Origin of the sequence: Pseudomonas sp. PS02288 (assembly GCF_029959715.1) — a bacterium.
Lineage (GTDB): Bacteria > Pseudomonadota > Gammaproteobacteria > Pseudomonadales > Pseudomonadaceae > Pseudomonas_O > Pseudomonas_O kuykendallii.
The window spans coordinates 26,287-49,106 of the sequence record NZ_JASCPA010000002.1; the positions used below are offsets into that span (position 1 = coordinate 26,287).

Below are 22,820 nucleotides of genomic sequence, written 5' to 3' on the forward strand. Positions count from 1 at the left end.
GAAAAGCAAACGCCGGACCTGATCGTCCGGCGTTTTGCATTCACGGATGGGTCGGGACGGGAAGGGCGAAAGCCCGGCCGAACATGGCAGGGCTGGGGCTCAAAGGCTGTAGCTCATCTGCTTGCGGAGTTTGGCGACGGAAAGCTCCTGGCGAATTTCCAGGACCAGCTGGGAAATCGCACGGATGCTGGCGTAGCGCTCGGGCGCGATGGCCGTGACCACCAGTTGCGGTTCGCCGCTCTGCGCGTGGAACAGACGGACAGTAATGCCCTGTTCCTCTTCCTTGCATTCGCAGGCAAGCGGTACGAAGGACAGCTCGATGATTTGCCGAGCCTCCTGAAAAGAGATCGTCATCATGTTGGCTCACCCACGTTTGTAGTGTCCAACAAGGCTAGCCGGATTTGGTGACATTTCAACGAAGCGAAGTGGCATTCCGCCCGGTAGCGCACGGGCCGGGCGAAACGTTCCAGGCGAGGATCAGTCGGCCTGTTTGTCGCTGTTCATGTTGCGCAGTTTCTTCGCCTGGGACTCCAGCAGGAGGTACACCAGCGAGGCGAGCAACAGCGGGATCAGGAAGTAGAGCACGCGATAGCCAATCAGCGCGGCGAGCATGCTGCCCTTGGAAACTTGCCCCTGCAGCAGGGTCACGAACACCGTCTCCAGCACCCCCAACCCGGCCGGAATGTGCGTGACGACCCCGGCGATGCTGCTGATCAGCAGGACGCCCAGCACGGTCGGATAATCAACCTTCTGCTGCAGCATGATGTACACCACCAGCGCCATCAGCCCCCAGTTGCAGCCACCCAGCACCAGTTGGCTGGCTGCCATGCGCATGGACGGCAGGCCGATCTCATGGCCACGGATCGTCCAGGCACGGCGCTTGGAGAAGGCGCATAGGCCGAGGTAGATCAGCGTCACCGCGACCAGCAGTACACCGATCAGTCGCAGCGTGCCCGTGCCGATGGACCAGCTTTCCGGCATCTTCACCCAGCCCAGAGCGAATACCGTTCCGCCCAACGCCATGTAGCCGAGCCAGTTGGTCATCAGGCTCAGGGTGAAGATCTGGGTGATCACCGAATTCTTTAGGCCGAGCCGCGAATACAGGCGGTAGCGAAAGGCGATGCCGCCGACCCAGGCGCTGAGGTTGAGGTTGAAGGCATAGCAGACAAAGGTCACCGGCAGTATTTGCGACGCCGGCAGGCTATGCCGTGTGTAGCGCCTCCCGAGCAAGTCGAAGCTGGTATAGACCAGGTAACTGCCCAAGGTTGCGAGGCCGGCGAAAGCCAGCGTCTTCATGCTGTACGCGCGCAGCGTGGTGATTACCTCATCCCAGTCCACCTTCTTGGCCAGCGCGACGAGCAGCACCACCACCATGATGAAGAAGGCATAGGTCAGCAGCTTTTTGGCGATCGGCCACCATCGATGACGTTCGGCGAACGAAGAGTGCCGGGTTTGACTGGATGCGCTCATTGGCCGTCTCGCTGCAGGTTGGCGACGGCGGGGGAGTCCGCCGGTGGCTCGACGAGCGCAAGGCGTGGCTTACTGGCCGGGAGCTTGGCGATCATCGAGGGGAAATAGCGCAGGAAGTGGAATATCAGGAACACCAGTGGCGCACGCCAGAAATACCCGCGCACCATCCGCTCAAGGGGAACCGTCTTGCAGTGGTGCTGGATCAGCAGGTCCAGCCGTTCGTGCAGGTGCCGATTGAACACCGGGTCGCGGACGATCACGTTGGCTTCAAGGTTCAGCGACAGGCTCAGCGGATCGAGGTTGCTGGACCCCACGGTGGACCAATCGTGGTCGGCCAGGGCCACCTTGCCGTGCAGCGGACGCCGGCAATATTCGAAAATCTGCACGCCGTCGCGCAGCAGGTAGTTGTAGAGCATCCGTGCGGCGAGCTTGGCGATCGGCATGTCCGGCTGGCCCTGCAGAATCAGGCGAACCCGCACGCCGCGGCGGGCCGCATTGCGAATTTCCCGGAGCACACGATAACCGGGGAAGAAGTAGGCGTTGGCGATCAGCAGGTGGCTGCGCGCCGAACGGATAGCCTCGAGGTAGTGTTCCTCGATGTCGTTGCGATGGTTCTCGTTGTCGCGAGTGACCAAGAGTATGCGGGCGTTGCCGCGGCTGTGGTTGTAGGTTCGCCCGATGGACTCCTGTACGCGGCGCTGCCACCAGCGCTTCGGATGCTCGCGGGGGGCGATGGTCTTCAGCGCGAAGCGATGGATGTCGTCGACGGCCGGGCCTTCGATCTCCACGGCATAGTCCTGCTTGGCTTCCGGGCCGAAGTCGGCGAGATGATCGGCGGAGTAGTTGATCCCGCCGATGAACGCGCGCTCCCCGTCGATCACCACGATCTTGCGGTGCAGGCGGCGGAACAGGTTGGTGCGCATGCCAAGGAACTTGGGCTGTGGGTCGAACAGGTGCAGGCGCACTCCAGCGGAGGTCAGCCCGGCGATGTAGTCCGGGGTCAGGTCCGCGCAACCGTAGCCGTCCAGCGTGATGTCGACACGTACGCCACGCTGGGCGGCGTCGATCAACACGTCACGCAGTTCATTACCGACCTTGTCCTGATAGACGATGAAGGTCTCCAGCAGGACTTCCTTCTTCGCCTGACGAATCATCTCGAATACGCGTGGGAAGAATTCCTCACCGTTTTCCAGCAACTGCAGGCGGTTTCCATCACGCCAGCTGAATTTCATAGGTGGATCTCCACGGCCAGGGGTACATGGTCTGACAAGTGCGACCAGGGCCGGTTCGACAGAACCTGCGGGTTGCGCGTGGTGGCGTTGCGCACGTAGACGCGGTCCAGGCGCAGCAGCGGCCAGTGCGCCGGGAAGCTCCGGGCGACGATGCCGTGCGCCTGGGCGAAGGCCTCGTGCATGTTCGCGCCGCGCTCCAGCACTGGGCTGGCCTTGAGCCGCCAGTCGTTGAAGTCGCCGGCCACCACCACCGGGGCGTCCGGCGGCAGACTGGCGATCAGGTCGCAGAGCAGGCCCAGCTGCTGCTGGCGGTGCGCTTCGCGCAGGCCGAGGTGAACGCAGATGGCGTGGAAGGCGTCGTGACCGGGCACCTGCAACTCGCAGTGCAGCAGCCCGCGCCGCTCCGGACCGCTGATGGACACGTCGAGGTTCTGGTAACGCAGGATCGGAAACTTGGAGAGCAGCGCGTTGCCGTGGTCGCCATCCTGGTAGACCGCATTGCGGCCGTAGGCGAAGTCGCTCCACATGCTGTCGGCGAGAAACTCATACTGCGAGGTGGCCGGCCAGTCGGGAAACCTCAACGCGTGCTTCTCATGGGTGCCGTGGACTTCCTGCAGAAATACGATATCGGCGGAAATGCTGCGCACCGCATCGCGCAGCTCGGGCAGGATGAAGCGCCGGTTGAACAGCGTGAAACCCTTGTGCGTGTTCACCGTCAGCACCTTCAGCGAATGCACCGAACTCGCCAGGTGCGCATCCAGTTGAGAGCTTTGCAAATTCAAATCCGAACTCCTTGGCGTCTTTGCCGGGGCGGGGCGCTCAGTGGGCCTGGGCCACACCGAGCAGCACGGTGCTCTGGGCGCGATCATTGAAGGTGCTGGCGATGTTGCCGAGCGACACCACGCCGACCAGGCGTTTCTCGCGATTAAGCACCGGCAGCCGGCGCATCTGGTTGTGCGCCATGTTGCGGGCGACCTGCTGCACGTCTTCGTCGTCGAAGCAGTACCGCACCCCCGAGCTCATGATCCGGCGTACCGGCGTGTCGGCGTCGAGACCTTCGGCGACGGCGCGCAGGGTTATGTCGCGGTCGGTGACCATGCCCACCAGGCGGCCGTTCTCGTGAACCAGAAGGGCGCCGGTATCGATCCTCGCCATCAGCGTCGCCGCATCGCGAATGCTCTGATCCGGACGCAGCGTCTGCACGTTGCGGGTCATGATCTGGTTGATCTTCATGGGCTGGCTCCTTTGCAAAAAACCGGCGCTGCAGCCGCAAGGGCGCAGGCTGCGCCCGCAATGGGCGCCTAGTTATTCCGACTGATCAGGAGGAGGAGGGTTCCGGCACAAGAAGTGCCAGAGCGCGATGACGGGAGGCGCGGCGATTCGGCGACGAGGATCAGCGCCGCCGAACCTGAATCAGGCCAGGCCCTCGCGTGCGGCCACGCTGGTGCCGTCGCGCGACCACGACTGCATGACGAAATCCGGCTCGAGATGGGTCATCAGGCATTCCATTTGCAGGGCGTCGCCCAGCAGCCGGTGCACTTGGTCGCCCATCAGCGGGCAGCCGTCGATGGGATGCCGCCAGTGGCAGGCGACGAGAATCCCGTCGTCGGTGAGCGACGAGCGCATGCACTCGGCCAGGGCCAGAAGATCGTCCTGCGCCAGGTAGTAGCCGACCTCGCTGAGAACGATCAGGTCGAAACGCTGCTCCGGCCAGCCTTGGGGCAGGCGCATCTGCTCGACGCGGGCGTGGGGAAACCCTTCCAGACGCTGCCGCGCCAGTCGGACGGCGGCGGCCGAGGTATCGCCGCAGAGCAGGCTGTCGCAGCGCTCGGCCAGCTCCGCGCTCAGTTCTCCGTTGGCGCAGCCGGGCTCGAAGGCCGCGGCGAAGCGGTCGCGGGGCAGGGCAGCCAGGGTCAGGGCGCGCTTGCGACGCTCGTACCAGCGCTGGCGAAACGCCCAGGGATCGTCGTTGCCGGCAAATAGCTCATCGAAATAGGCATCGCCCACGCTCATAGGAAGAACACCTCGAAGGGTCGCAACAGGCGCTCGAGCGCATGCGCGTCCAGTACCGGTGGCAGATGAATGTCCGGGTCGCCCTCCAACTGGCTGGCGTGCGCCTGCATGGCCTGGCGTTTGCGCGCGAGCATGGCCTCGTCGAGAACCAGTTTGCGGGCGCGTTGCCAGGGCAGGCGTGGGTCCTCCGGGTCGGCCCAGTGCCAGGCCCAGATAGGTACTTCCACCAAACGGGCGCCTGCCGCGCGCGCAGCCGCCGACGCGGCGCGACCTACCGCTTCGTGGTCACAGTGGCCGTCCTCGCGCCAGGTAGCGAAAACCACGTCGCCCGGCTGCAAGGTCTCGGCGATGAGGGCTTGCAGCTTGTCTTCCCGGGAGGCCACGGCGCTGTCGGGCAATGCCGCGCGAATCCACGGCAACGCGTCGACATCGATCTGCAGCCGACGCAACGCCTCGGCGCTTTCCAGCGGGCGGGCCTGGACCAGCCGTTCCACTGGCCAGCGCCGCGAGCCGGGATGGCTGGCATCGCCGTCGGTGACGGAAATCAGCAGCAGCGGATTGCCGGCGCGGGACAGCGCCTGCAACAGGCCGCCGCACCCCAACACCTCGTCGTCCGGATGCGGCGCGACGATCACCGCGCGACTGCCGGTCGGGACCAGGCGCTGCAGATCGATTTCTTCCACTTCCGCCAGGTGCCGGGACCCGGCCCAGGCCTCGATCGAGGTGCCGCTGCCGACGATGGGATTGGCCTTCATAGCAGCCAGCTGCCCGCCGGATCCCTCACCACCAGTTCGCCGAGTGCGGCCAGGTCACGTTCGGCATGGCTCTGGCGCAGGAACACCGGCAGATCGGTGGCCAGCCGGGCGTAGCGCCGGTTCAGGCACAGCGGCGCAGCGCCGAGCGCACGGCCGACGTGCCGCAGCAGCGACTCCGCGGCGTCCTCGCACACGGCACGGGAACGGCGGACCGCCAATTCGGCACTGGCGGTGGGGTTGCGATCGATCCACTCGGCGCAGTCGCGCAGCAGCGCGGCGCTGGCCTGCAAGGCCGCGTCCACCGCGCCCAGGTGAGCCAGCGTATGCGGCTCGCCACGACGCCCCTGGCCACGCAGGTACTCCGCCAGGGCCTGGGCCGCACCGTGCCAGCAGGCCGCGATGCCGCCACCGCCTTGCCAGAATCCGGGACGACGAAGGTAATCGCCCGGTCCCCCGACGAGCACGCCATGGGCACGACGGAAACTGACCTCGACGCTCTGCGTGGCACCCATGCCGATCGCCTGCCAGCTACCACTGTTGGTGCTGACGCCGGGCTGGTCCATCTTCACCGCCACCAACTGCTGCTCCCCGTTGGCGTTCCAGGCAGTGAGCAGTCCGTGGGTTAGCTGGTCGGCCCCCGAGCACCAGGCCTTGGTGCCGTCCAGGCGCACTTCGCCGCCGGACTCGGCAACGATGCGCACCTTGGCCTGCGGCGGTTCGGCCGCCCACATGCCCCACAGCGAATCTTCCGCAGGTGCCGGCGCGCCCAGCTCGGCCATTACCGCCAGCGCGTCGGTGTGGCCTTCGTAGAGCTTGCACAGGTTGAGGTCATGGCTGGCGACGCAGGAGAGCGCGCGCCAGCGTTGCAGGGTCTGCCCGGAGCCGGGCAGAGGGAGATCGTCCAGGCCGGCGAGTCGCAGCTCGCGCAGGCAGGCGATCAGCTCGCCCAGCCCCGCGTGGCCATCCTCGCGACCGTTCAGCCATTCGCCCAGCGCTGCGGGCAGCAGAGCCCGCTCACTCACTCCGACTTCACCTTCTGCAATTCGAAGAGCAACAGCGAGCGGCCGGTGATGCCGTACTCGGTATCGAACTCGAAGAGTTCATCGCCGGCGGCGTCCGCACGGTTGGTATCCACCAGGCAGGTCCAGTGCTCGCCCTCGGGCACCGCCGGCAGGCGGAAATTCACCACGTCGAAGTGCGAGTTGAAGATCAGCAGTAGGGTGACGTCGGCGCCGGCGCGGCGAATGCCGGTCGGCTGCGCGCGGCCGTCCAGCAGCATGCCGAGGCATTTGCCGTGCGGGTCGTGCCATTGCTCGACTGTCATTTCCTCACCGTTCGGCGCCAGCCAGGTGACGTCCTTGACGCCCAGTTCCTCGTTGTAGGCGCCGACCAGGAAACGCCCCCGACGCAGCATCGGGTACTTCAGGCGCAACTGGATGGCCTGGCGAACGAAGGCGAGCAGGGCTTCACCGTCTTCGTCGAGGTTCCAGTCGATCCAGCCAATCTCGCTGTCCTGGCAGTAGGCGTTGTTGTTGCCATGCTGGGTGCGGGCGAATTCGTCACCGGCGACCAGCATCGGCGTGCCTTGCGAGAACAACAGGGTGGCCATGAAGTTGCGCATCTGGCGCAGCCGCAGCGCGCGGATTTCCGGATCGTCGGTGGGGCCTTCGACGCCGTGGTTCCAGGACAGGTTGTTGTTGCTGCCGTCCTGGTTGTTCTCGTCGTTGTCCTCGTTGTGCTTGTCGTTGTACGACACCAGGTCGTGCAGCGTGAAGCCATCGTGGGCGGTGACGAAGTTGACCGAGGCGAATGGCCGGCGCCCGCGCTGGTTGTACATGTCGCCGGAGGCGGTGATGCGCTTGGCGAACTCGGAGAGCTTGTCTTCGTCGCCTTTCCAGAACGAGCGCACGGTATCGCGGAAGCGGTCGTTCCACTCCATCCAGCCCGGCGGGAAGCCGCCCACCTGATAGCCGCCGGGGCCGCAATCCCACGGCTCGGCGATCAGCTTGGTCTGGCTCAGCAGCGGGTCCTGGCGACAGGCGACCAGGAAGCCGTGGCGCTCGTCGAAGCCATCGTGCTCGCGCCCCAGAATGGTCGCCAGGTCGAAGCGGAAACCGTCCACGTGCATTTCACCGGCCCAGTAGCGCAACGAGTCGGTGACCATCTGCAGTACGCAGGGGTGCGAGAGGTCCAGGGTGTTGCCGGTGCCCGAATCGTTGATGTAGTAGCGCTTGTCGTCCGGCATCAGCCGGTAGTAGCTGGCGTTGTCGATACCACGCATCGATAGCGTCGGGCCGAGCTCGTTGCCCTCGGCGGTGTGGTTGTAGACCACGTCGAGGATGACTTCGAGGCCGGCATCGTGGAGGTGCGCGACCATCTGCTTGAACTCGCTGATGCTGCTGCCCGCCAGATACTTCGCATGCGGCGCGAAGAACGCGATGCTGTTGTAGCCCCAGTAGTTGGACATGCCTTTTTCGAGAAGATGCTGGTCCTGCACGAAACCGTGGATCGGCAGCAGCTCCACCGAGGACACGCCGAGCTTGCGGATGTACTTGATCACCGACTCGTGCATCAGCCCGGCGAAGGTACCCTGGAGGTTTTCCGGCACGTCCGGGTGACGCTTGGTGAAGCCTCGAACGTGGGTTTCGTAGACGATGGTATGGTCCCACGGCACCCGCACCGGGCGATCGTCGCCCCAGGTGAAGGCGGGGTCTACGACCTTGCACTTAGGCACGAAGGGCGCGCTGTCGCGCTCGTCGAAGCTGAGGTCTCCATCCTTGTGGCCGATGGTGTAGCCAAACAGCGACTCCGACCATTTCAGCTCGCCGATGAGCTGCTTGGCGTAGGGGTCGATGAGCAATTTGTTGGGGTTGAAACGGTGGCCTTCGCTCGGCGCGTAGGGGCCGTGCACGCGGTAGCCGTAGATCTGGCCGGGATGCGCATCCGGCAGATAACCGTGCCAGATCTCGTCGGTGTACTCGGGCAGTTCGATGCGTTCGAGCTCCACCTCGCCGGCTTCGTCGAACAGGCAGAGCTCGACCTTGGTGGCGTGCGCGGAAAATATCGCGAAATTCACGCCCAATCCATCCCAGGTCGCGCCGAGAGGATGGGGCAACCCCTCGCGTATTCGCGAGGGGTTGGTCACGGATGCAGCGGCTTTACGCTCAGTACTCATGCTTTCTCCTATGCGCAATGGCAAGCGCACTGCAAGGGACGTTCAGGCTTTCGGGGCGGTTGGCTTGGTAGCCGGCTTGGCGGGTTTGGACGCGGCGGACTTCGGCGCAGCCGGTTTGGACTCATTCGGCGCGCTCGACTTGGGCTCGGCCGGTTTGCGCGGCTTCTTCACCAGGGCAGGCTTGTCGCTGGCGCCGGCAGCGGGTGCGGGGGCTGCGGGTTCCGGTGCCGCCTTCGGCTTGCTTGCCTTGCGCGGCTTGGCCGGAGCCTTGGCCTTGCTCGCGGGCAGCGACTCGGCGGCGGCCAGCTTGCGGGCCATCTCCCAGTGCCGCTGCTCCTGACCATCTGGGCGGCCTTCCGATTCCCAGATCTGGTAGGCGAATTCGCGTATACGCTCGTCTTTAGCACTCATTTTGAAGTCTCCATGTTTTACGTTGGTTCAGATCGCAAAATGCCTAGCGGAAACGCAGCCAGGACCTCGGCAAGCCGCACCTGCTCGTTGTGTGTGACTGCGCCACCGTCAAAAAGTCCCCTCAGCCCCTGATTCGCCAGACTTTCAGGCAGTTGCACATAGGTATCTCCCCAGTTATCGGGCGCTATGGCCGGATTGTCACCACCTCCGAGCAGCGTGAACGTCAGCCGCGGCACTATGACCACGACGCTCCTCCCTTCATGGCGGCGGGCGAACGCGAGAACGCGCACCGCCTGTTCGCCATGCACTTCCAGCGGCAGGTAATCACCGGCCGTGAACAGTTCCGGCAGCTCTGCACGCAGCTGCAACGTCTGGCCGATCAGCCACTGTTTGATACGTCCGTCGCGCCAGCTGGCAATCAGTTCGGCGGGATTCCGCTCGGCGGCGAGCGCCTCGCGGCGGGCGGCGAAGTCGACCGGACGGCGGTTGTCCGGGTCGACCAGGCTGAAGTCCCAGAACTCGGCGCCCTGGTACAGGTCGGGCACGCCGGGCGCGGTCATCCGCAGCAAGGTCTGGACCAGACCGTTGAGCGCGCCGGCCGGGGCGATGCTCATCGCAGCCGCGGCGATCTCGCGACGCAGCTGCGCGCCTTCGTCCTGCAGCAACAGGCGTTCCAGATAGGCGCGGCAGGCGCTTTCGTAAGCCTCGTTGGGCGCGCTCCAAGTGCTGCGCAGCTTGGCTTCGCGAACGGCCTTCTCCTGCCACTGGCCGATCCGCTTGGCGTACTCCTGCATGCCGGCAGCGTCGTCGGCATCGAGGTCCAGCGGCCAGCTGCCGAGCAGGATCTGCATCAGCATCAGCTCGTCACCGCGCGACGGCGCGGCGCCATCGGCGAGGTCCGCGCGCAGCGGTGCGGCCATTTCCAGCCAGCGGTCCGCCTGCTCGGCGAACCAGGACGCACGCTCGCTGATCACGGTGATCCGCGCCCGGGTGTCCTCGCCCCGTTTGTGGTCGTGGGTGGCGGTGGTCAGCAGGTTGCGCGGGAAGGCCTCCGCACGTTCCAGCGCGGCGGCGTGGAAGGCCTGGGGCGGGGCGCTGAACAGCTGCGGGTCGAAGCCGACGTCGTTGCGCGAGAGCAGCACGGCGCTGCGGTAGCAGGCGGTGTCTTCCACCGCCTTGGCCGCCGCCGGCGAGGTGAGCTGCTGGAAGCGCACGCAGGCCTGCTTGCGTGCGGCCCGGATCGGCCCCGGCGGTACGTCGCGCAGCGGTTCGCCGCCGAGCCAGCGCTCCAGGTGGGCGAGCAGCGGCCAGTCGGCCTCGCCGAGCGTGCTGCGCGCGCCTTCCAGTGCCTGCTGGAAGAACGGCTCGTCCGACTCACGGCGGCCGGTGGCGCCGATGTAGGTGCGGTACACCGGGAAATGCACGATCAGTTCGAGCAACGCGCGGCGGATGGCGCCAAGCGTAAGGTCGCGGGTCATCAGGTCGCCACGGGCGACCTGCAGCAGCAGCTGCGCGACCGTCTCGTAGTCGCCGGCCAGGGAACCGGTGACCACCAGTTGCTTGGCGGCGCGCACTTCCTCCATGAAATCCGCCGTGCGCTCGCTCACCCGGCTCCACAGTTCGCCGAGGACCCCCGCGCCAGCCGGGTCGTGTTGCAGCAGCGATACCTGGTTCATGAACTCATAGCCGGTGGTGCCGTCCACGCCCCAGTCGCGTTGCAGCTGCTCCTCGGGGCCGAGGATCTTCTCGACGTAGATCGGGAAGTGCTCCAGGGCAGTCTCTGACGAGCGCCCGGCGATCAGCCGTTCGACACGCCGGCGCAGTTGACGGCAGTAGCCGCGAGGATTGGCCAGGCCGTCGACGTGGTCGATGCGCAGGCCGTCGATCTGCCCGTCGGCGACGAGCTCGAAGATTTTCGCGTGGGTTTCCTCGAACACCACCGGCCGCTCGACGCGCAGGCCGCCAAGCTCGTTGATGTCGAAGAAGCGCCGCCAGTTGATGTCGTCGCCGGCCGTGCGCCAGCTCGCCAGGCGGTAGTGCTGGCGTTCGAGCAGGGCATGCAGGCGCTGGAAGCCTTCTGGCTGGGTGGCGTCGAAGCGCGCCAGCATGCGCTGGATATCCTCGCTGGCATCGCCCCGACTCGCGGCCTCGGCCAGCTCGGCGCGCAGTTCCTTGGCGCACTGGTAGGGATTTTCCTGCTCACGCAGGGTGGCGAAGCGCGCGCCCAGCGCGATCAGCTCGGGGTTACCGCTGCCGCTCAGCAGCTCGACATAGCTGGGCGGGCTGATCGGAAAGCGGTGCTCGTAGTGCTCCGCGTAGAACGCGCCGCTGTCGGCGTCGAACCGCAGGACGATCTCGCCGGCCTGCAGCACTTCGCCGTAGTCTGAGCGCAGGAAGGGCACCAGCAACTGCCCCTCTAGCAACGGATCGGGCGAATTCCACTGGATGTCGAAGAACTGCGCGTACGGGCTGCGGGTGCCCCACTCGAGCACGTCGAGCCACCAGGGATTGTTCGATCCGCCCACGGCCATGTGGTTGGACACGATGTCGAGGATCAGCCCCATGCCGCGCTCGCGCAGCGCCGCGACCAGGCGATGCAGCGCGGCTTCGCCGCCGAGTTCCGGGTTGATCGCGGTGGGGTCGACGACGTCGTAGCCGTGCATCGAACCAGGGCGGGCTGTAAGCAGGGGCGAGGCATAAAGGTGGCTGATACCGAGGCTGGCGAAGTAGTCGACCAGCGGGACGGCATCGTCCAACGTGAAGCCTTTATGGAACTGCAAGCGCAGCGTGGCGCTGAGTGGCTTCATCTAGTTTTGCTCCGTTTGGTGGCGGGCCTTGTGGAGAACCAGCAAGCGCTGGCGGGGTACCGGGGCGTCGAGCAGGTCGGCGCAGTCGCCTTCCCAGCGGCGTCGCCAGTTTGGGTGTTCGTCGGTGGTGCCGGGGAGGTTGGGTTGCTCTTCCAGGCCGAGCACGTCCTCCATCGGCAGCAACGCCAGCGGCGCGGGCGTCAGGCCGATGAAGGCGGCCGCGGCGTCACCCAGCGCGGGGGACTGCGCCGTGACATCGGCGGGCAAATCGCAGGCGAGCGATAGTGCGGCGCGCAGGCCCTCGCGCTCGCGGGCGCGGGCGCGGCGCTGCTCTTCGAGCTTGTCCTCGGCGAGCCCGTCGATGCGGGCGCGCCATTCGATGTCGCCGCCTTTCCACCACGCCGGGATCGGCGGCAGATCGTGGGTGCTGGTGGTGGCGATGGAGGTCTCCGGCCATTGCTGCGGGGCGAAGAAACGCTGGCCGTGGTCCTGCTCGAACAGCAGCACGCGCATGCCGAGGATGCCGCGCGCGGCCAGGCGCTCGCGCAGGCCTTCGGGCACGGTGCCGAGGTCTTCGCCGAGGACAATGGCATGGTGGCGCACCGATTCCAGGGCCAGCAGGCGTAGCAGGTCCTCTTCCGGGTAATGCAGGTAGGCGCCTTGATCGGAGCTGGCGCCGGCGGGCATCACCCACAGGCGATGCAGCCCCATGACATGGTCGATACGCATGCCGCCGGCGTGGGCGAGGTTCGCCCGCAGCATCTCGATGAAGGCGGAGAATCCGTGCGCCTTCAGCCCCCAGGGCGAGAAGGCGGAGATGCCCCAGCTCTGCCCCGAGCGGTTGAGGATGTCCGGCGGCGCGCCGACGGTGAGCTGCGAGAGCAGCTGCGCCTGCCGGCTCCAGGCCTGGCTGCCGCCGCCATCCGCGCCGACGGCGAGGTCGCTGATCAGGCCGATGTGCATGCCGGCGGAGCGCGCTGCAGTCTGCGTGCGATCCAGGCCGCGGTCGATCAGCCACTGGCAGAACGCGTGGTAGCCGATTTCCTCGGCGTGCTCGCGGGCGAAGTCGCTGACAGCGGCGCTGTGCGGGTTGCGGTACTCCTGCGGCCAGTGACGCCAGTCCCAGATGTCGCCTTCGCGGATGTGGAAGGCGTGCAGCGCCTCGAAGCGGCAGTGGTTTTCCAGCGCCTCGCCGGCATGCCGGCGGAAGCTGGCGAAGTCTTCGGCCAGGGGATTTCCGCCGGTGCGAAAATCCTCGTAGAGCGCCCGCAACAGGCGCTGCTTAGCGGCGGCAGCGGCGGGCCAGTCGATCAGTTCGAGCTGCTCCAGGCGCTGCATTTCGGCTTCCAGCCCGGCCGACTCTATCGCCTGGCGTACCGCTCGCTCGCCGAGGATGCTGCCCGGCGCGCTGTAGAGCACGTTGTTGAACAGACGACTCGACGGCGAATAGGGGCTGTAGCGGTTGCTGTCGGCGCTGAACATGGCGTGCACCGGGCTGATGCCCAGCGCGTCGGCGCCATGCGCCGCAGCCGAGCGGGCGAGGACCTCCAGCGCCTGGGTATCGCCAATTCCGCCGTCGCCGGCGCGGCGCAGGGAATACAGCTGCACGCCGATGCCCCAGGCACGTGGATGACGGCTTCCCGTGGCATCGCTCATGTTGAAGCAGCGCTGCGGCGCCACGGCCAGCACGCACTGTTCGCCGGCGAAACGCAGCGTGTGATAGCCGATTTCGTCCAGCGCCGGCAGCCAGCCGTGGTCGCTCAGGTGCAGGGCGAGGCGCCCGCCATTCTCCAGCTCGACTTCGCACAAGGCGTTGGGCGAAAAGTAGTGGGACAGGTCGAGCCACTGGCCTCGATCGACGGTGAGCAGCGGCGGCAGGTTGCCCGAACCGAGGATGCGGCGGAGCTTTTCGAGGCTGTCGAGCACCTGCTCGTCGTCCTCGGCGGGCAACTCGAGCCCGCCCAGCACCGAACGCAGGACCTCGTCGGTCACGCTCTGCGCACGGCCGTCGGCATCCACCCAGTCGATCGCCACGCCGGCGGCGCGGGCCAGCTTGTGAAGCAGGGCACTCATGTTCGGTTCTCCCAGAAGACCAAGGCCGCGAGACCTTGCAATTGTCCCTGTGCGCGTGCGTCGAAGGCGCTGTCGACGCTCTCGTGGATCGGCTCGAAAGCGGCGCAGGAATCCGCCAGCGACAGCGCCTCGGCGCCCAGGTTGAGCTCGATGCGCAGCACCCGCTCACCCAGCTGCCAGCGCGCGACCACGGCCTTGTCGCCGACCACCTCGGCACCGAGCATCTTCGCCTGCGCCAGGTTAGGGACGATCTGCGCATGGCGCAGCGCGAGCAACGACTTGTACAGCGCATGCCACTCGGCATGCTCCGGTTCCCCGACTGCGGCGAAATCGGGACGGGACGCCTCGAAGGTGCTTTCGGCGTTCGGATCGGGAATCAGCGCGCGCTTGCGTTCGTCGTTGAATTCCGCGAACTCGGAAAACTCGCCACGGCGTCCTTCACGCACCGCCTCGGCCAGTTCGCCGTGATGATCGGTGAAGAACAGGAAGGGCTGCTTCGCGCCCCATTCCTCGCCCATGAACAGCATCGGGATCATCGGCGAAAGCAGCAGCACAGCGGTCGCCGCGCGCAGTGCACGAGGTTCTTCCACCAGGCCGACCAGACGGTCGCCGAAGGCACGGTTGCCGGTCTGGTCGTGGTTCTGCAGGAACAGCACGAAGGCCGTTGGCGACAGGTGGCCGCTGGGCTCGCCGCGCGACTTGCCGTGACGGTTGGCGTTGCCCTGATAGATGAAGCCCTGGCCGAGGCAGCGGGCCAGCTTGGCGGTGGCGTCGCTGGCGTAGTCGGCGTAGTAACCCTGGTGCTCGCCGGTGAGCAGCACGTGCAGGACGTTATGCCCGTCGTCGTTCCACTGCGCCTCGAAAGCGTTCTCCAGCAAGCTGGAGGCGTTGTTCTCGTTTTCCAGCACCAGGTGCACATGGCGGCCGGGTTGCAGCGAGGCGCGCACGCGCTTGGACAGCTCGACGAGGAAGTCACGCTCGGAGATCGCATGCACGGCGTCCAGGCGCAGGCCGTCGAAGCGGTAATCGTTCACCCACATCAGCGCGTTGTCGATGAAGAAGTCGCGCACCTCGCTGCGGCGGAAGTCGATGGCGTCGCCCCATGGCGTATGCAGGTCGTGGTTGAAGAAGTCCTTGGCGTAGGCGCCGAGGTAGTTGCCGTCCGGGCCGAAGTGGTTGTAGACGACATCGAGAAAGACCATCAGGCCGAGCCCGTGGGCCGTGTCGATCAGGTGCTTGAGCTCGTCCGGCGTGCCGTAGGAGGCCTCGGGTGCGTAGGGCAGGACGCCGTCATAGCCCCAGTTGCGTGCGCCGGGAAACTCGTTGAGCGGCATCAGCTCGATCGCGGTGACGCCCAGCTCGACCAGACGCGGCAGGTGCTTCTCGACGCCGGCGTAACCGCCCAGCAGTCCCACATGGAGTTCGTAGAGCACCGTCTCGCGCCAGGGGCGACCCAGCCAGTCGGTGGATTGCCAGGCATAGGCCTGCGGGTCGACCACCACGCTCGGCGAATGGACGTCACCCGATTGCGCCCGCGACGCGGGATCGGGCACCAGCAGGTCGTCATCGATGCGGTACTGGTAGCGTGTACCGGCGCCTACCGGAAGCTCGGCGAGGAACCAGCCATCGGCGGATTTCTCCAGCGGATGACGATGTCCGCCGTCCAGTTCGACGGCCACGCTGCGGGCGTCCGGTGCCCAGAGGGAAAAGCGGGTTTTGCCTTGTTCGAGCAACACGGCGCCGTGCCGCCCGCTGTCGATCACTTCGGGAGCCATTGCATTTTCGCCTTACCGGCGATGGCGGTAGCCAACGGTTTCAGCGTATCGACGCATCCACAGGTGGCTACCGGAGTGCCGGAGATGGTGGTTTCAGTTGACCGCTGCAGCCTCGCTACGACCTTCCAACAACTGTTCGTAGAGGTGGGCGTAAGGAGCGATCGACTGATGCCAGTAGAAGGGTGATGCCATGGCGCGACAGCGCATGGCATTGAGCAGCCCGGGTTGGGCGAAGACATGCAGCGCGCGCTGTACTGCCTCCTGATAGCTATGGATGGTCGATTCGTTGAACAGGAAACCGGTGACGCCGTCCTCGATACTGTCGGCGAGTCCGCCGGTACGCCGCGCGACCGGCAGCGAACCGAAGCGTTGCGCATACATCTGGCTGAGGCCGCAGGGCTCGTAGCGAGAGGGCATCAACAGGAAGTCGCTCCCGGCGAACATGCGGCGGGCGTCGGTTTCGTTGAAACCGATGTGCACGCCGATCTGCCCCGGATAACGCCGGCCCAGATCGCGCATGGCGTTCTCGATGTGCGGCTCGCCGCGGCCAATGATGGCAATCTGGCCACCGGCGGCAACGATGTCGTGGGCGACTTCCAGGGTGAGGTCGAGACCTTTCTGATAGACCAGGCGCGAAACCACGGCGAACAACGGGCCGGAGGAGGGCTGCAGACCGAACAGGTCGCGCACGTGCTGCGCGTTGACCGCCTTGCCTTCCCAATCGTGGAGGGCGAAGCGCTGAACCAGGTGCGGATCGGTTTCCGGCTCCCAGCTCTCGTCGATGCCATTGATGATGCCGCTGAGGCGACCGGAACGCGCGGTGCTGGCGAGGAAGCCTTCGAGCCCGCAACCGAATTCGGGGGTGGTGATTTCCTGGGCGTAGGTGGCGCTGACCGTCGTCACGTGGCTGGCGTAAGCGATGCCGGCCTTGAGCATGGACAGGCGACCGTGGAATTCCATGCGTTCCGGGGTGCAGGCCGAGGCGGGGATGTCCAGCTCCGGGCTGCACTCGAACGGCAGTGTCCCCTGGTACGCGAGGTTATGGATGGTGAAGACGCTGGGGGTCTTCTGGCCACGCCAGTGCATGTAGGCCGGCGCCAGTCCGGCGGGCCAGTCATTGGCATGCACCAGGTCGGGGCACCAACGAATACCTGCTGCACCAGCGGCAAACTCTGCGGCGGCCAGGCCCAGGCGGGCGAAGCGGATGTGGTTGTCCGGCCAGTCGCGGCCGTTGTTGTCGCCATAGGGACTGCCGTCGCGGTCGTATAGCTCCGGGCAGAGCAATACGTAGATGATCAGGCCATCGTCCAGATCGATCCGGCCGATCTTGCTCGGCGGCAGGGCGGCATGCCCGCTGACCTCGCCGATCACCCGAATGGTATGGCCGCTGTTGATCACTTGAGGGTAGCCCGGAATCAGAACGCGAACATCGTGAAGGTTCGACAAAGCCCGAGGTAGAGCGGCGGAAACATCGCCCAGGCCACCCGTCTTGACGAGGTCGGCGAGTTCCGAAGTAACGAAGAGCACTTTCTTCTTGCTGTCCTGAATACTACGGACCTCAAGTGTCGGTCGGATAACCATAGGCACACCGGCCGTCCTGGCCATGCTTCTAAACACCGTTTTCAATGCCGCGTCACCCATGTGTAGCCCTCCGATGAAATCCAGCAGCGACCTGGCAGGGTCGCATTCCCCAACTACGAAACACGCAACCTTCATCGCAGCGATGCAAGAATCGCAGCAGGTCCGGGTTCGGCAACACTATTAGAATGACTGCGAAAATCAGAATTGACCGTGACGCCAGCTGTTATCGGTGCGTTGCACGGCCTAGTTATCCTGACCCCGGACAGCAATCTTTAGTTCTGCGCGGAAGCATCAATTTCGCGGAATAAGGAGTTGCTCGCGCGCCAATCTGAAATGGCCTCGCTAAACCCCTAGGCCGCCAGCATGAAAAACACGCGAGAAAAAACGTTATCTATCTGAATTTCAACGCTGTTTTTTAACATCAGAACACGTCCCTTAAGCACCCTACCGCCGGTCGGCTTGTTACGCCGGGAGCGGACCTCGATCTCGGTCGCCCGGCAGCCTGTTCGAAGGCGGCTACATGCGTTGTAAAACACCGTTACACCCTTTGGCGCATGGTCTTTAATGCTCTGCGACGAACCGACGCAGTTAATACTGCCCTCAAGAGCAAACTAAAGCGCGACTTGCCCCGTCACAACTAAGCCTACGTCGATCGCCCTTGAGGCGTTCCGTCCAGCGGTACGACAGATACCGCCACGTTCCGACCTGTAGGCGACCCTGCCTACCGTGCCCGAGAGGATTGCAATGTTTGGCCTGGACGCTCTGGAACTGGCTCGTATCCAGTTCGCCTTCACCATCTCCTTCCACATCATCTTCCCGGCGTTCAGCATCGGCCTGGCCAGCTACCTAGCGGTGCTCGAAGGCCTGTGGCTGCGTACATGCGACGAAAGCTACCGACAGCTTTACCGGTTCTGGTTACAGATATTCGCGGTCACCTTCGCCATGGGCGTGGTCTCCGGCGTGGTCATGAGCTACCAGTTCGGCACCAACTGGGCGGGACTCTCGGAGAAGGCCGGCAGCATCATGGGCCCGTTGCTCACCTACGAGGTGCTCACCGCGTTTTTCCTCGAGGCCGGCTTCCTCGGCATCATGCTGTTCGGCTGGAACAAGGTTGGGCGCGGGCTGCACTTCTTCGCAACGCTGATGGTGGCCATCGGTACGCTCATCTCGACCTTCTGGATTCTCTCGTCCAACAGCTGGATGCACACGCCGCAGGGCTACGCGATTGTCAACGGCATCTTCGAGCCGGCGGACTGGTGGCAGATCGTTTTCAACCCATCGTTCCCCTATCGCCTGGCGCACATGGCGATAGCGGCGTTCATCGCCACCGCCTTCATCGTCGGCGCCACCGGCGCCTGGCACCTGCTCAAGGGCAATCGCGAACCCGGTATCCGGCGGATGTTCTCGATGGCCATGTGGATGGCACTGATCGTGGCGCCCGTGCAGGCCGTGGTAGGAGACTTTCATGGCCTGAATACGCTCAAGCACCAGCCAGCGAAGATCGCCGCCATCGAGGGACACTGGGAAACCGAGCGCGGAATTCCCCTGCTGCTGTTCGGCATTCCCGATATGGAAGCCGAGACCACGCATTTCGCACTCGGCGTTCCGCGCCTCGGCAGCCTGATCCTCGCCCACGACTGGGACGGCGAAATCAAGGGACTGAAGGCCTGGCCGAAGGAAGACCGGCCGAATTCGCTGATCGTGTTCTGGAGCTTTCGCGTCATGGTCGGGCTGGGCCTGCTGATGATCCTCGCCGGCGTCTGGAGCGCCTACCTGAGATTACGCGGGCGACTGTACGAGTCGCGCTGGTTCCACCGCTTCGTGCTGTTGCTGGGCCCGGCCGGGACCATCGCGATTCTCGCCGGCTGGATAACCACCGAGGTCGGTCGTCAGCCGTGGGTGATCTACGGCCTGCTGCGCACCAGCGATGCGGTGTCCGGGCATGGAGCCAAGGAGATGGGCGTCAGCATGAGCCTGTTCTTCGTCGTCTACTTCCTGGTCTTCGGCGTCGGCATCACCTACCTGCTGCGCCTGATGCGCAAGGGACCGAAGCTGCTGGGCGACGCGCCGCCCGTGGAAGACGCCGGTCCTGGTCATTCGCGACAGCCGATGCGGCCGCTGTCCGGCGCCGAACCGGACATCGACGGCGACGAACGCCAGTCAGGCAAAGGAGACCGCGATGAGCATTGATCTTCCACTGGTATGGGCCGGCATCATCGCCTTCGGCATCTTCATGTACGTGGTCATGGACGGCTTCGACCTGGGCATCGGCATCCTTTTCCCGTTCATTCGCGAGGAAGAGAACCGCGACGTGATGATGAACACCGTGGCGCCGATCTGGGACGGCAACGAAACCTGGCTGGTGCTCGGCGGGGCAGGGCTGTTCGCCGCCTTTCCGCTGGCCTATTCGGTGGTGCTGACCGCGCTCTATCTGCCGTTGATACTCATGCTGGTGGCGCTGATCTTCCGCGGCGTGGCCTTTGAGTTCCGCTTCAAGGCCAAGCGCAGCAAGCATTGGTGGGACAAGGCCTTCATCGGCGGTTCGGTGCTGGCGACCTTCAGCCAGGGCGTGGTGCTGGGTGCCTTCATCGACGGCATTCCGGTCGAGGGGCGCAGCTTCGCGGGTGGGCCGCTGGACTGGCTGGCGCCGTTCCCGGTGTTCACCGGGCTGGCCCTGGTGGCCGGCTACGCGATGCTCGGTTGCGGCTGGCTGATCATGAAGACCAGCGGTGAGCTGCAGCAACGAATGTTCCGCCTGATGACCCCGCTGACCCTGGTACTGCTGGCGACCATCGCCATCGTCAGCCTGTGGACGCCGCTGGCGCACGACGCCATCGCCGAGCGCTGGTTCACCTTGCCCAACCTGTTCTACTTCCTGCCGGTGCCACTGCTGGTGGCGCTTACCGTGTTCGCGCTGGTCCGGGCAGTCATCCGGCACAGGGAGATACAGCCGTTCGTGCTGACCCTGGTGCTGATCTTCCTGGCCTACACGGGGCTGGCCATCAGCCTGTGGCCCAACATCGTGCCGCCGGACATCTCCATCTGGCAGGCGGCGGCACCGGCCAAAAGCCAGTCGTTCACCCTGGTCGGGGTGTTGATCCTGGTCCCGGTGATCCTCGCCTACACCTTCTACAGCTACTGGGTCTTCCGCGGGAAGATCAACGTCGGCGAGGGCTATCACTGATGCCCGGCCGCCTGAAGCGACTGGCCTGGTTCGTCGGCCTGTGGTGCGCCGGGGTGCTGGCGGTGACGCTGATGGCCTACGGCATTCGGCTGGCGATGGGCATCGACTGAGAGCCAAGCGGCCGGCGTTGGGGTTAACATCGGCGTTCCGATTGACTGGAACGACATGCGATGAACCAGGATTCTTCCAACGCTTCGCGGCCCCTGCATTGGGAACTCGAGCGCATCGTCGGCGAGCTGCGCAGCGCGCGCATCGACTGGCGCAGCAGCCACGGCCGAGCCAACGACAAGCAATGCCGCGAATTGCCGTCCCGCGAGCGGGTCGCCCAGGTGATCGAGGCGATCAGCGGCGCGCTGTTCCCGATGCGACTAGGGCCGACCGATCTGCGCGAAGAAAGCGAGGATTTCTACGTCGGCCACACGCTGGACGTCGCGCTCAACGCGCTGCGCCTGGAAGTGCAGCGCGAGCTGCGTTATCAGGCCCGCCAGCATGGACACGAGGCGATCAACGAGAGCGCCCGCGCGGTTGAACTGGTACGTGAGTTCGCCGCCGCGTTGCCGGCGCTGCGGCGGCTGCTCGATACCGACGTGCTGGCCGCCTACCAGGGCGACCCCGCGGCGCGCAGCGTCGACGAGGTGCTGGTCTGCTATCCCGGCATCCTCGCGATCATCCACCACCGTCTCGCCCATCACCTCTACAAGGCCGGGCTTACGCTGCTGGCGCGGATAGTCGCGGAGATCGCCCATTCGCTGACCGGCATAGACATCCACCCAGGCGCGCAGATCGGCCCGAGTTTCTTCATCGATCACGGCACGGGTGTGGTGATTGGCGAAACCGCGATCATCGGCCAGCGGGTACGCATCTATCAGGCCGTCACGCTGGGGGCCAAGCGCTTCCCCGCCGACGAATCCGGCAACCTGCAGAAGGGCCAGCCGCGCCACCCGATCGTCGAAGACGATGTGGTGATCTACGCGGGCGCGACGATCCTCGGGCGCATAACCATCGGCCAGGGCTCGACCATCGGTGGCAACGTCTGGCTGACCCGCAGCGTGCCGGCGGACAGCAACGTCACCCAGGCGAACCTGCAGAGCCAGGTAGGCGGCGATTGCTGAAGGACCTTATGCCCAAGCTAATTCTTTTTTAGTATTAGCATTTATCGGTAAAATCTTTAAAAAGAATAAGCACGCCAGCATCCATCGCGCTGGCGAACTAGAACTCGATCCGCCACGGCGGGCTAAACGTGCGAGGAAAGGAAGCATCATGTTGAAGAAACTCTTGTTGGCGACTGCCCTGACGACCACTTTCGGCAGCGCCGCCGCGCTCGCCGACAGCCCGCCGTTGCTGAACGCGTCCTACGACGTGGCACGCGAACTCTTCACCGAAATCAACCCGTTGTTCATCAAGCACTGGAAAGAGCAGACCGGCGAAGAACTGAAGATCGATCAATCCTTCGCCGGCACTTCCCGGCAGGCGCAGGACATCATCCAGGGCAAGAAGGTCGACACCGTGACCTTCAATCAGGTCTCCGACGTGAACGTCCTCGCCGAACGCGGGCTGGTGAGCAAGGACTGGGCGTCGAAATTCCCCAACAACAGCTCGCCGTACTACAGCACCATCGGTTTCCTCGTGCGCAAGGGCAATCCGAAGAACATCAAGACCTGGGACGACCTGGTTCGTGACGATGTGAAACTGGTGTTCCCCAACCCCAAGACGTCCGGCAACGCGCGCTACACATACCTGGGCGCCTGGCTCTACGCCAACGAGAAGTTCAAGGGTGACGATGCCAAGACCCGGCAGTTTGTCGGCAAGCTGCTGCACAACGTCGAGAGTTTTCCCACCGGCGGCCGTGGCGCCACCGTGGCGTTCGCGCAGAACGGGCAGGGCGATGTGCTGCTGACCTTCGAGTCGGAAGTGGTGAACATCGCCAAGGGCGACGAATTCAAGGCCGAGGGTTTCGAGGTTGTGATCCCGCCGATCAGCGTCTTGGCCGAATTCCCGGTCGCCGTGGTGGACAAGGTGGTCGACCAGAAAGGCACCCGCAAGCAGGCCACCGAGTACCTCAACTTCGAGTACAGCAAGGAGGTGCAGACGCTGATCGCGTCCTACCACCTGCGCGTGCACGAGCCGTCGGTGGTCAAGGCGACGGAGGGGCAGTTCGCCAAGGTCGAACTGATCGATCCGACCAAGGTGCTGGGCTCCTGGACCGACATCCAGAACAATCACTTCGCCGCCAATGCTATCCTCGACCAGCTCCTGGCCGAGTAAACCGACCGTTGCGCGCCACGCTCGTGGCGCGCCTGCAGCGGAGCGCCGCCGCCCTCGCGGCGCGCCCCGATCGTTCGCC

At 65.1% G+C, this 22,820-nt stretch carries 19 protein-coding genes; 5 read left to right on the forward strand and 14 right to left on the reverse strand.

Annotation, left to right across the window (positions count from 1 at the left end; all coding sequences use genetic code 11):
• Nucleotides 1-99: 99 nt before the first annotated feature.
• From QMX85_RS01615 to glgA, 14 genes are all read right to left on the reverse strand, one after another.
• A complete protein-coding gene (locus QMX85_RS01615) occupies nucleotides 100-357 on the reverse strand; it encodes a DUF1652 domain-containing protein (RefSeq protein ID WP_090230768.1) in 258 nt (85 codons plus the stop codon).
• Between the two features lie 120 nt (nucleotides 358-477).
• The gene (locus QMX85_RS01620) at nucleotides 478-1,470 is read right to left on the reverse strand and encodes a lysylphosphatidylglycerol synthase domain-containing protein (RefSeq protein ID WP_282338434.1); all 993 of its coding nucleotides are present in this window, start codon (nucleotides 1,468-1,470) and stop codon (nucleotides 478-480) included.
• Nucleotides 1,467-2,702 carry a cardiolipin synthase ClsB gene (gene clsB, locus QMX85_RS01625; protein ID WP_282338435.1) on the reverse strand — a complete coding sequence of 412 codons (1,236 nt, stop codon included), beginning with the start codon at nucleotides 2,700-2,702 and terminating at the stop codon, nucleotides 1,467-1,469. Before clsB ends, QMX85_RS01620 begins: the two co-directional genes overlap by 4 nt.
• Nucleotides 2,699-3,484 carry an endonuclease/exonuclease/phosphatase family protein gene (locus QMX85_RS01630; RefSeq protein WP_282338437.1) on the reverse strand — a complete coding sequence of 262 codons (786 nt, stop codon included), beginning with the start codon at nucleotides 3,482-3,484 and terminating at the stop codon, nucleotides 2,699-2,701. The genes clsB and QMX85_RS01630 overlap by 4 nt, the downstream gene beginning before the upstream one ends.
• A gap of 37 nt (nucleotides 3,485-3,521) precedes the next feature.
• On the reverse strand, nucleotides 3,522-3,935 hold the full coding sequence (locus QMX85_RS01635; RefSeq protein WP_282338438.1) for a CBS domain-containing protein: 414 nt from the start codon (nucleotides 3,933-3,935) through the stop codon (nucleotides 3,522-3,524).
• A 180-nt stretch (nucleotides 3,936-4,115) separates the two neighbouring features.
• Nucleotides 4,116-4,715, reverse strand: coding sequence for an SAM-dependent methyltransferase (locus QMX85_RS01640; protein WP_282338439.1), 600 nt, complete (start codon nucleotides 4,713-4,715; stop codon nucleotides 4,116-4,118).
• On the reverse strand, nucleotides 4,712-5,470 hold the full coding sequence (locus tag QMX85_RS01645; RefSeq protein WP_282338440.1) for a PIG-L family deacetylase: 759 nt from the start codon (nucleotides 5,468-5,470) through the stop codon (nucleotides 4,712-4,714). Before QMX85_RS01645 ends, QMX85_RS01640 begins: the two co-directional genes overlap by 4 nt.
• Entirely contained in the window at nucleotides 5,467-6,474 is a 1,008-nt protein-coding gene (locus QMX85_RS01650; protein ID WP_282338580.1) for an acyl-CoA dehydrogenase, read from the reverse strand. Before QMX85_RS01650 ends, QMX85_RS01645 begins: the two co-directional genes overlap by 4 nt.
• 14 nt (nucleotides 6,475-6,488) lie before the next feature.
• Complete coding sequence (gene glgX / locus QMX85_RS01655; protein WP_282338441.1) at nucleotides 6,489-8,645, reverse strand: glycogen debranching protein GlgX; 2,157 nt, start codon at nucleotides 8,643-8,645, stop codon at nucleotides 6,489-6,491.
• Nucleotides 8,646-8,687: 42 nt separating this feature from the next.
• Nucleotides 8,688-9,056: a DUF2934 domain-containing protein gene (locus QMX85_RS01660; protein WP_282338442.1), complete on the reverse strand. Its 369-nt coding sequence runs from the start codon at nucleotides 9,054-9,056 to the stop codon at nucleotides 8,688-8,690.
• Between the two features lie 17 nt (nucleotides 9,057-9,073).
• Nucleotides 9,074-11,863, reverse strand: a complete 2,790-nt coding sequence (locus QMX85_RS01665) for a malto-oligosyltrehalose synthase (protein WP_282338443.1) — start codon at nucleotides 11,861-11,863, stop codon at nucleotides 9,074-9,076.
• Entirely contained in the window at nucleotides 11,864-13,936 is a 2,073-nt protein-coding gene (malQ, locus tag QMX85_RS01670) for a 4-alpha-glucanotransferase (RefSeq protein WP_282338444.1), read from the reverse strand.
• Nucleotides 13,933-15,711: a malto-oligosyltrehalose trehalohydrolase gene (gene treZ, locus QMX85_RS01675; RefSeq protein ID WP_282338445.1), complete on the reverse strand. Its 1,779-nt coding sequence runs from the start codon at nucleotides 15,709-15,711 to the stop codon at nucleotides 13,933-13,935. The genes malQ and treZ overlap by 4 nt, the downstream gene beginning before the upstream one ends.
• Before the next feature lie 93 nt (nucleotides 15,712-15,804).
• On the reverse strand, nucleotides 15,805-17,292 hold the full coding sequence (gene glgA / locus QMX85_RS01680; protein WP_282338581.1) for a glycogen synthase GlgA: 1,488 nt from the start codon (nucleotides 17,290-17,292) through the stop codon (nucleotides 15,805-15,807).
• Between the two features lie 744 nt (nucleotides 17,293-18,036).
• Between glgA and QMX85_RS01685 the strand changes: the two genes are divergently transcribed.
• From QMX85_RS01685 to cysP, 5 genes are all read left to right on the forward strand, one after another.
• A complete protein-coding gene (locus QMX85_RS01685) occupies nucleotides 18,037-19,482 on the forward strand; it encodes a cytochrome ubiquinol oxidase subunit I (protein WP_282338446.1) in 1,446 nt (481 codons plus the stop codon).
• On the forward strand, nucleotides 19,472-20,476 hold the full coding sequence (gene cydB, locus QMX85_RS01690; RefSeq protein WP_282338448.1) for a cytochrome d ubiquinol oxidase subunit II: 1,005 nt from the start codon (nucleotides 19,472-19,474) through the stop codon (nucleotides 20,474-20,476). Before QMX85_RS01685 ends, cydB begins: the two co-directional genes overlap by 11 nt.
• Nucleotides 20,476-20,586 carry a DUF2474 family protein gene (locus QMX85_RS01695; RefSeq protein ID WP_282338450.1) on the forward strand — a complete coding sequence of 37 codons (111 nt, stop codon included), beginning with the start codon at nucleotides 20,476-20,478 and terminating at the stop codon, nucleotides 20,584-20,586. Before cydB ends, QMX85_RS01695 begins: the two co-directional genes overlap by 1 nt.
• Before the next feature lie 60 nt (nucleotides 20,587-20,646).
• Complete coding sequence (epsC, locus tag QMX85_RS01700) at nucleotides 20,647-21,588, forward strand: serine O-acetyltransferase EpsC (protein ID WP_282338451.1); 942 nt, start codon at nucleotides 20,647-20,649, stop codon at nucleotides 21,586-21,588.
• A gap of 148 nt (nucleotides 21,589-21,736) precedes the next feature.
• On the forward strand, nucleotides 21,737-22,741 hold the full coding sequence (gene cysP / locus QMX85_RS01705) for a thiosulfate ABC transporter substrate-binding protein CysP (protein ID WP_282338453.1): 1,005 nt from the start codon (nucleotides 21,737-21,739) through the stop codon (nucleotides 22,739-22,741).
• The last annotated feature ends 79 nt before the right edge of the window (nucleotides 22,742-22,820 follow it).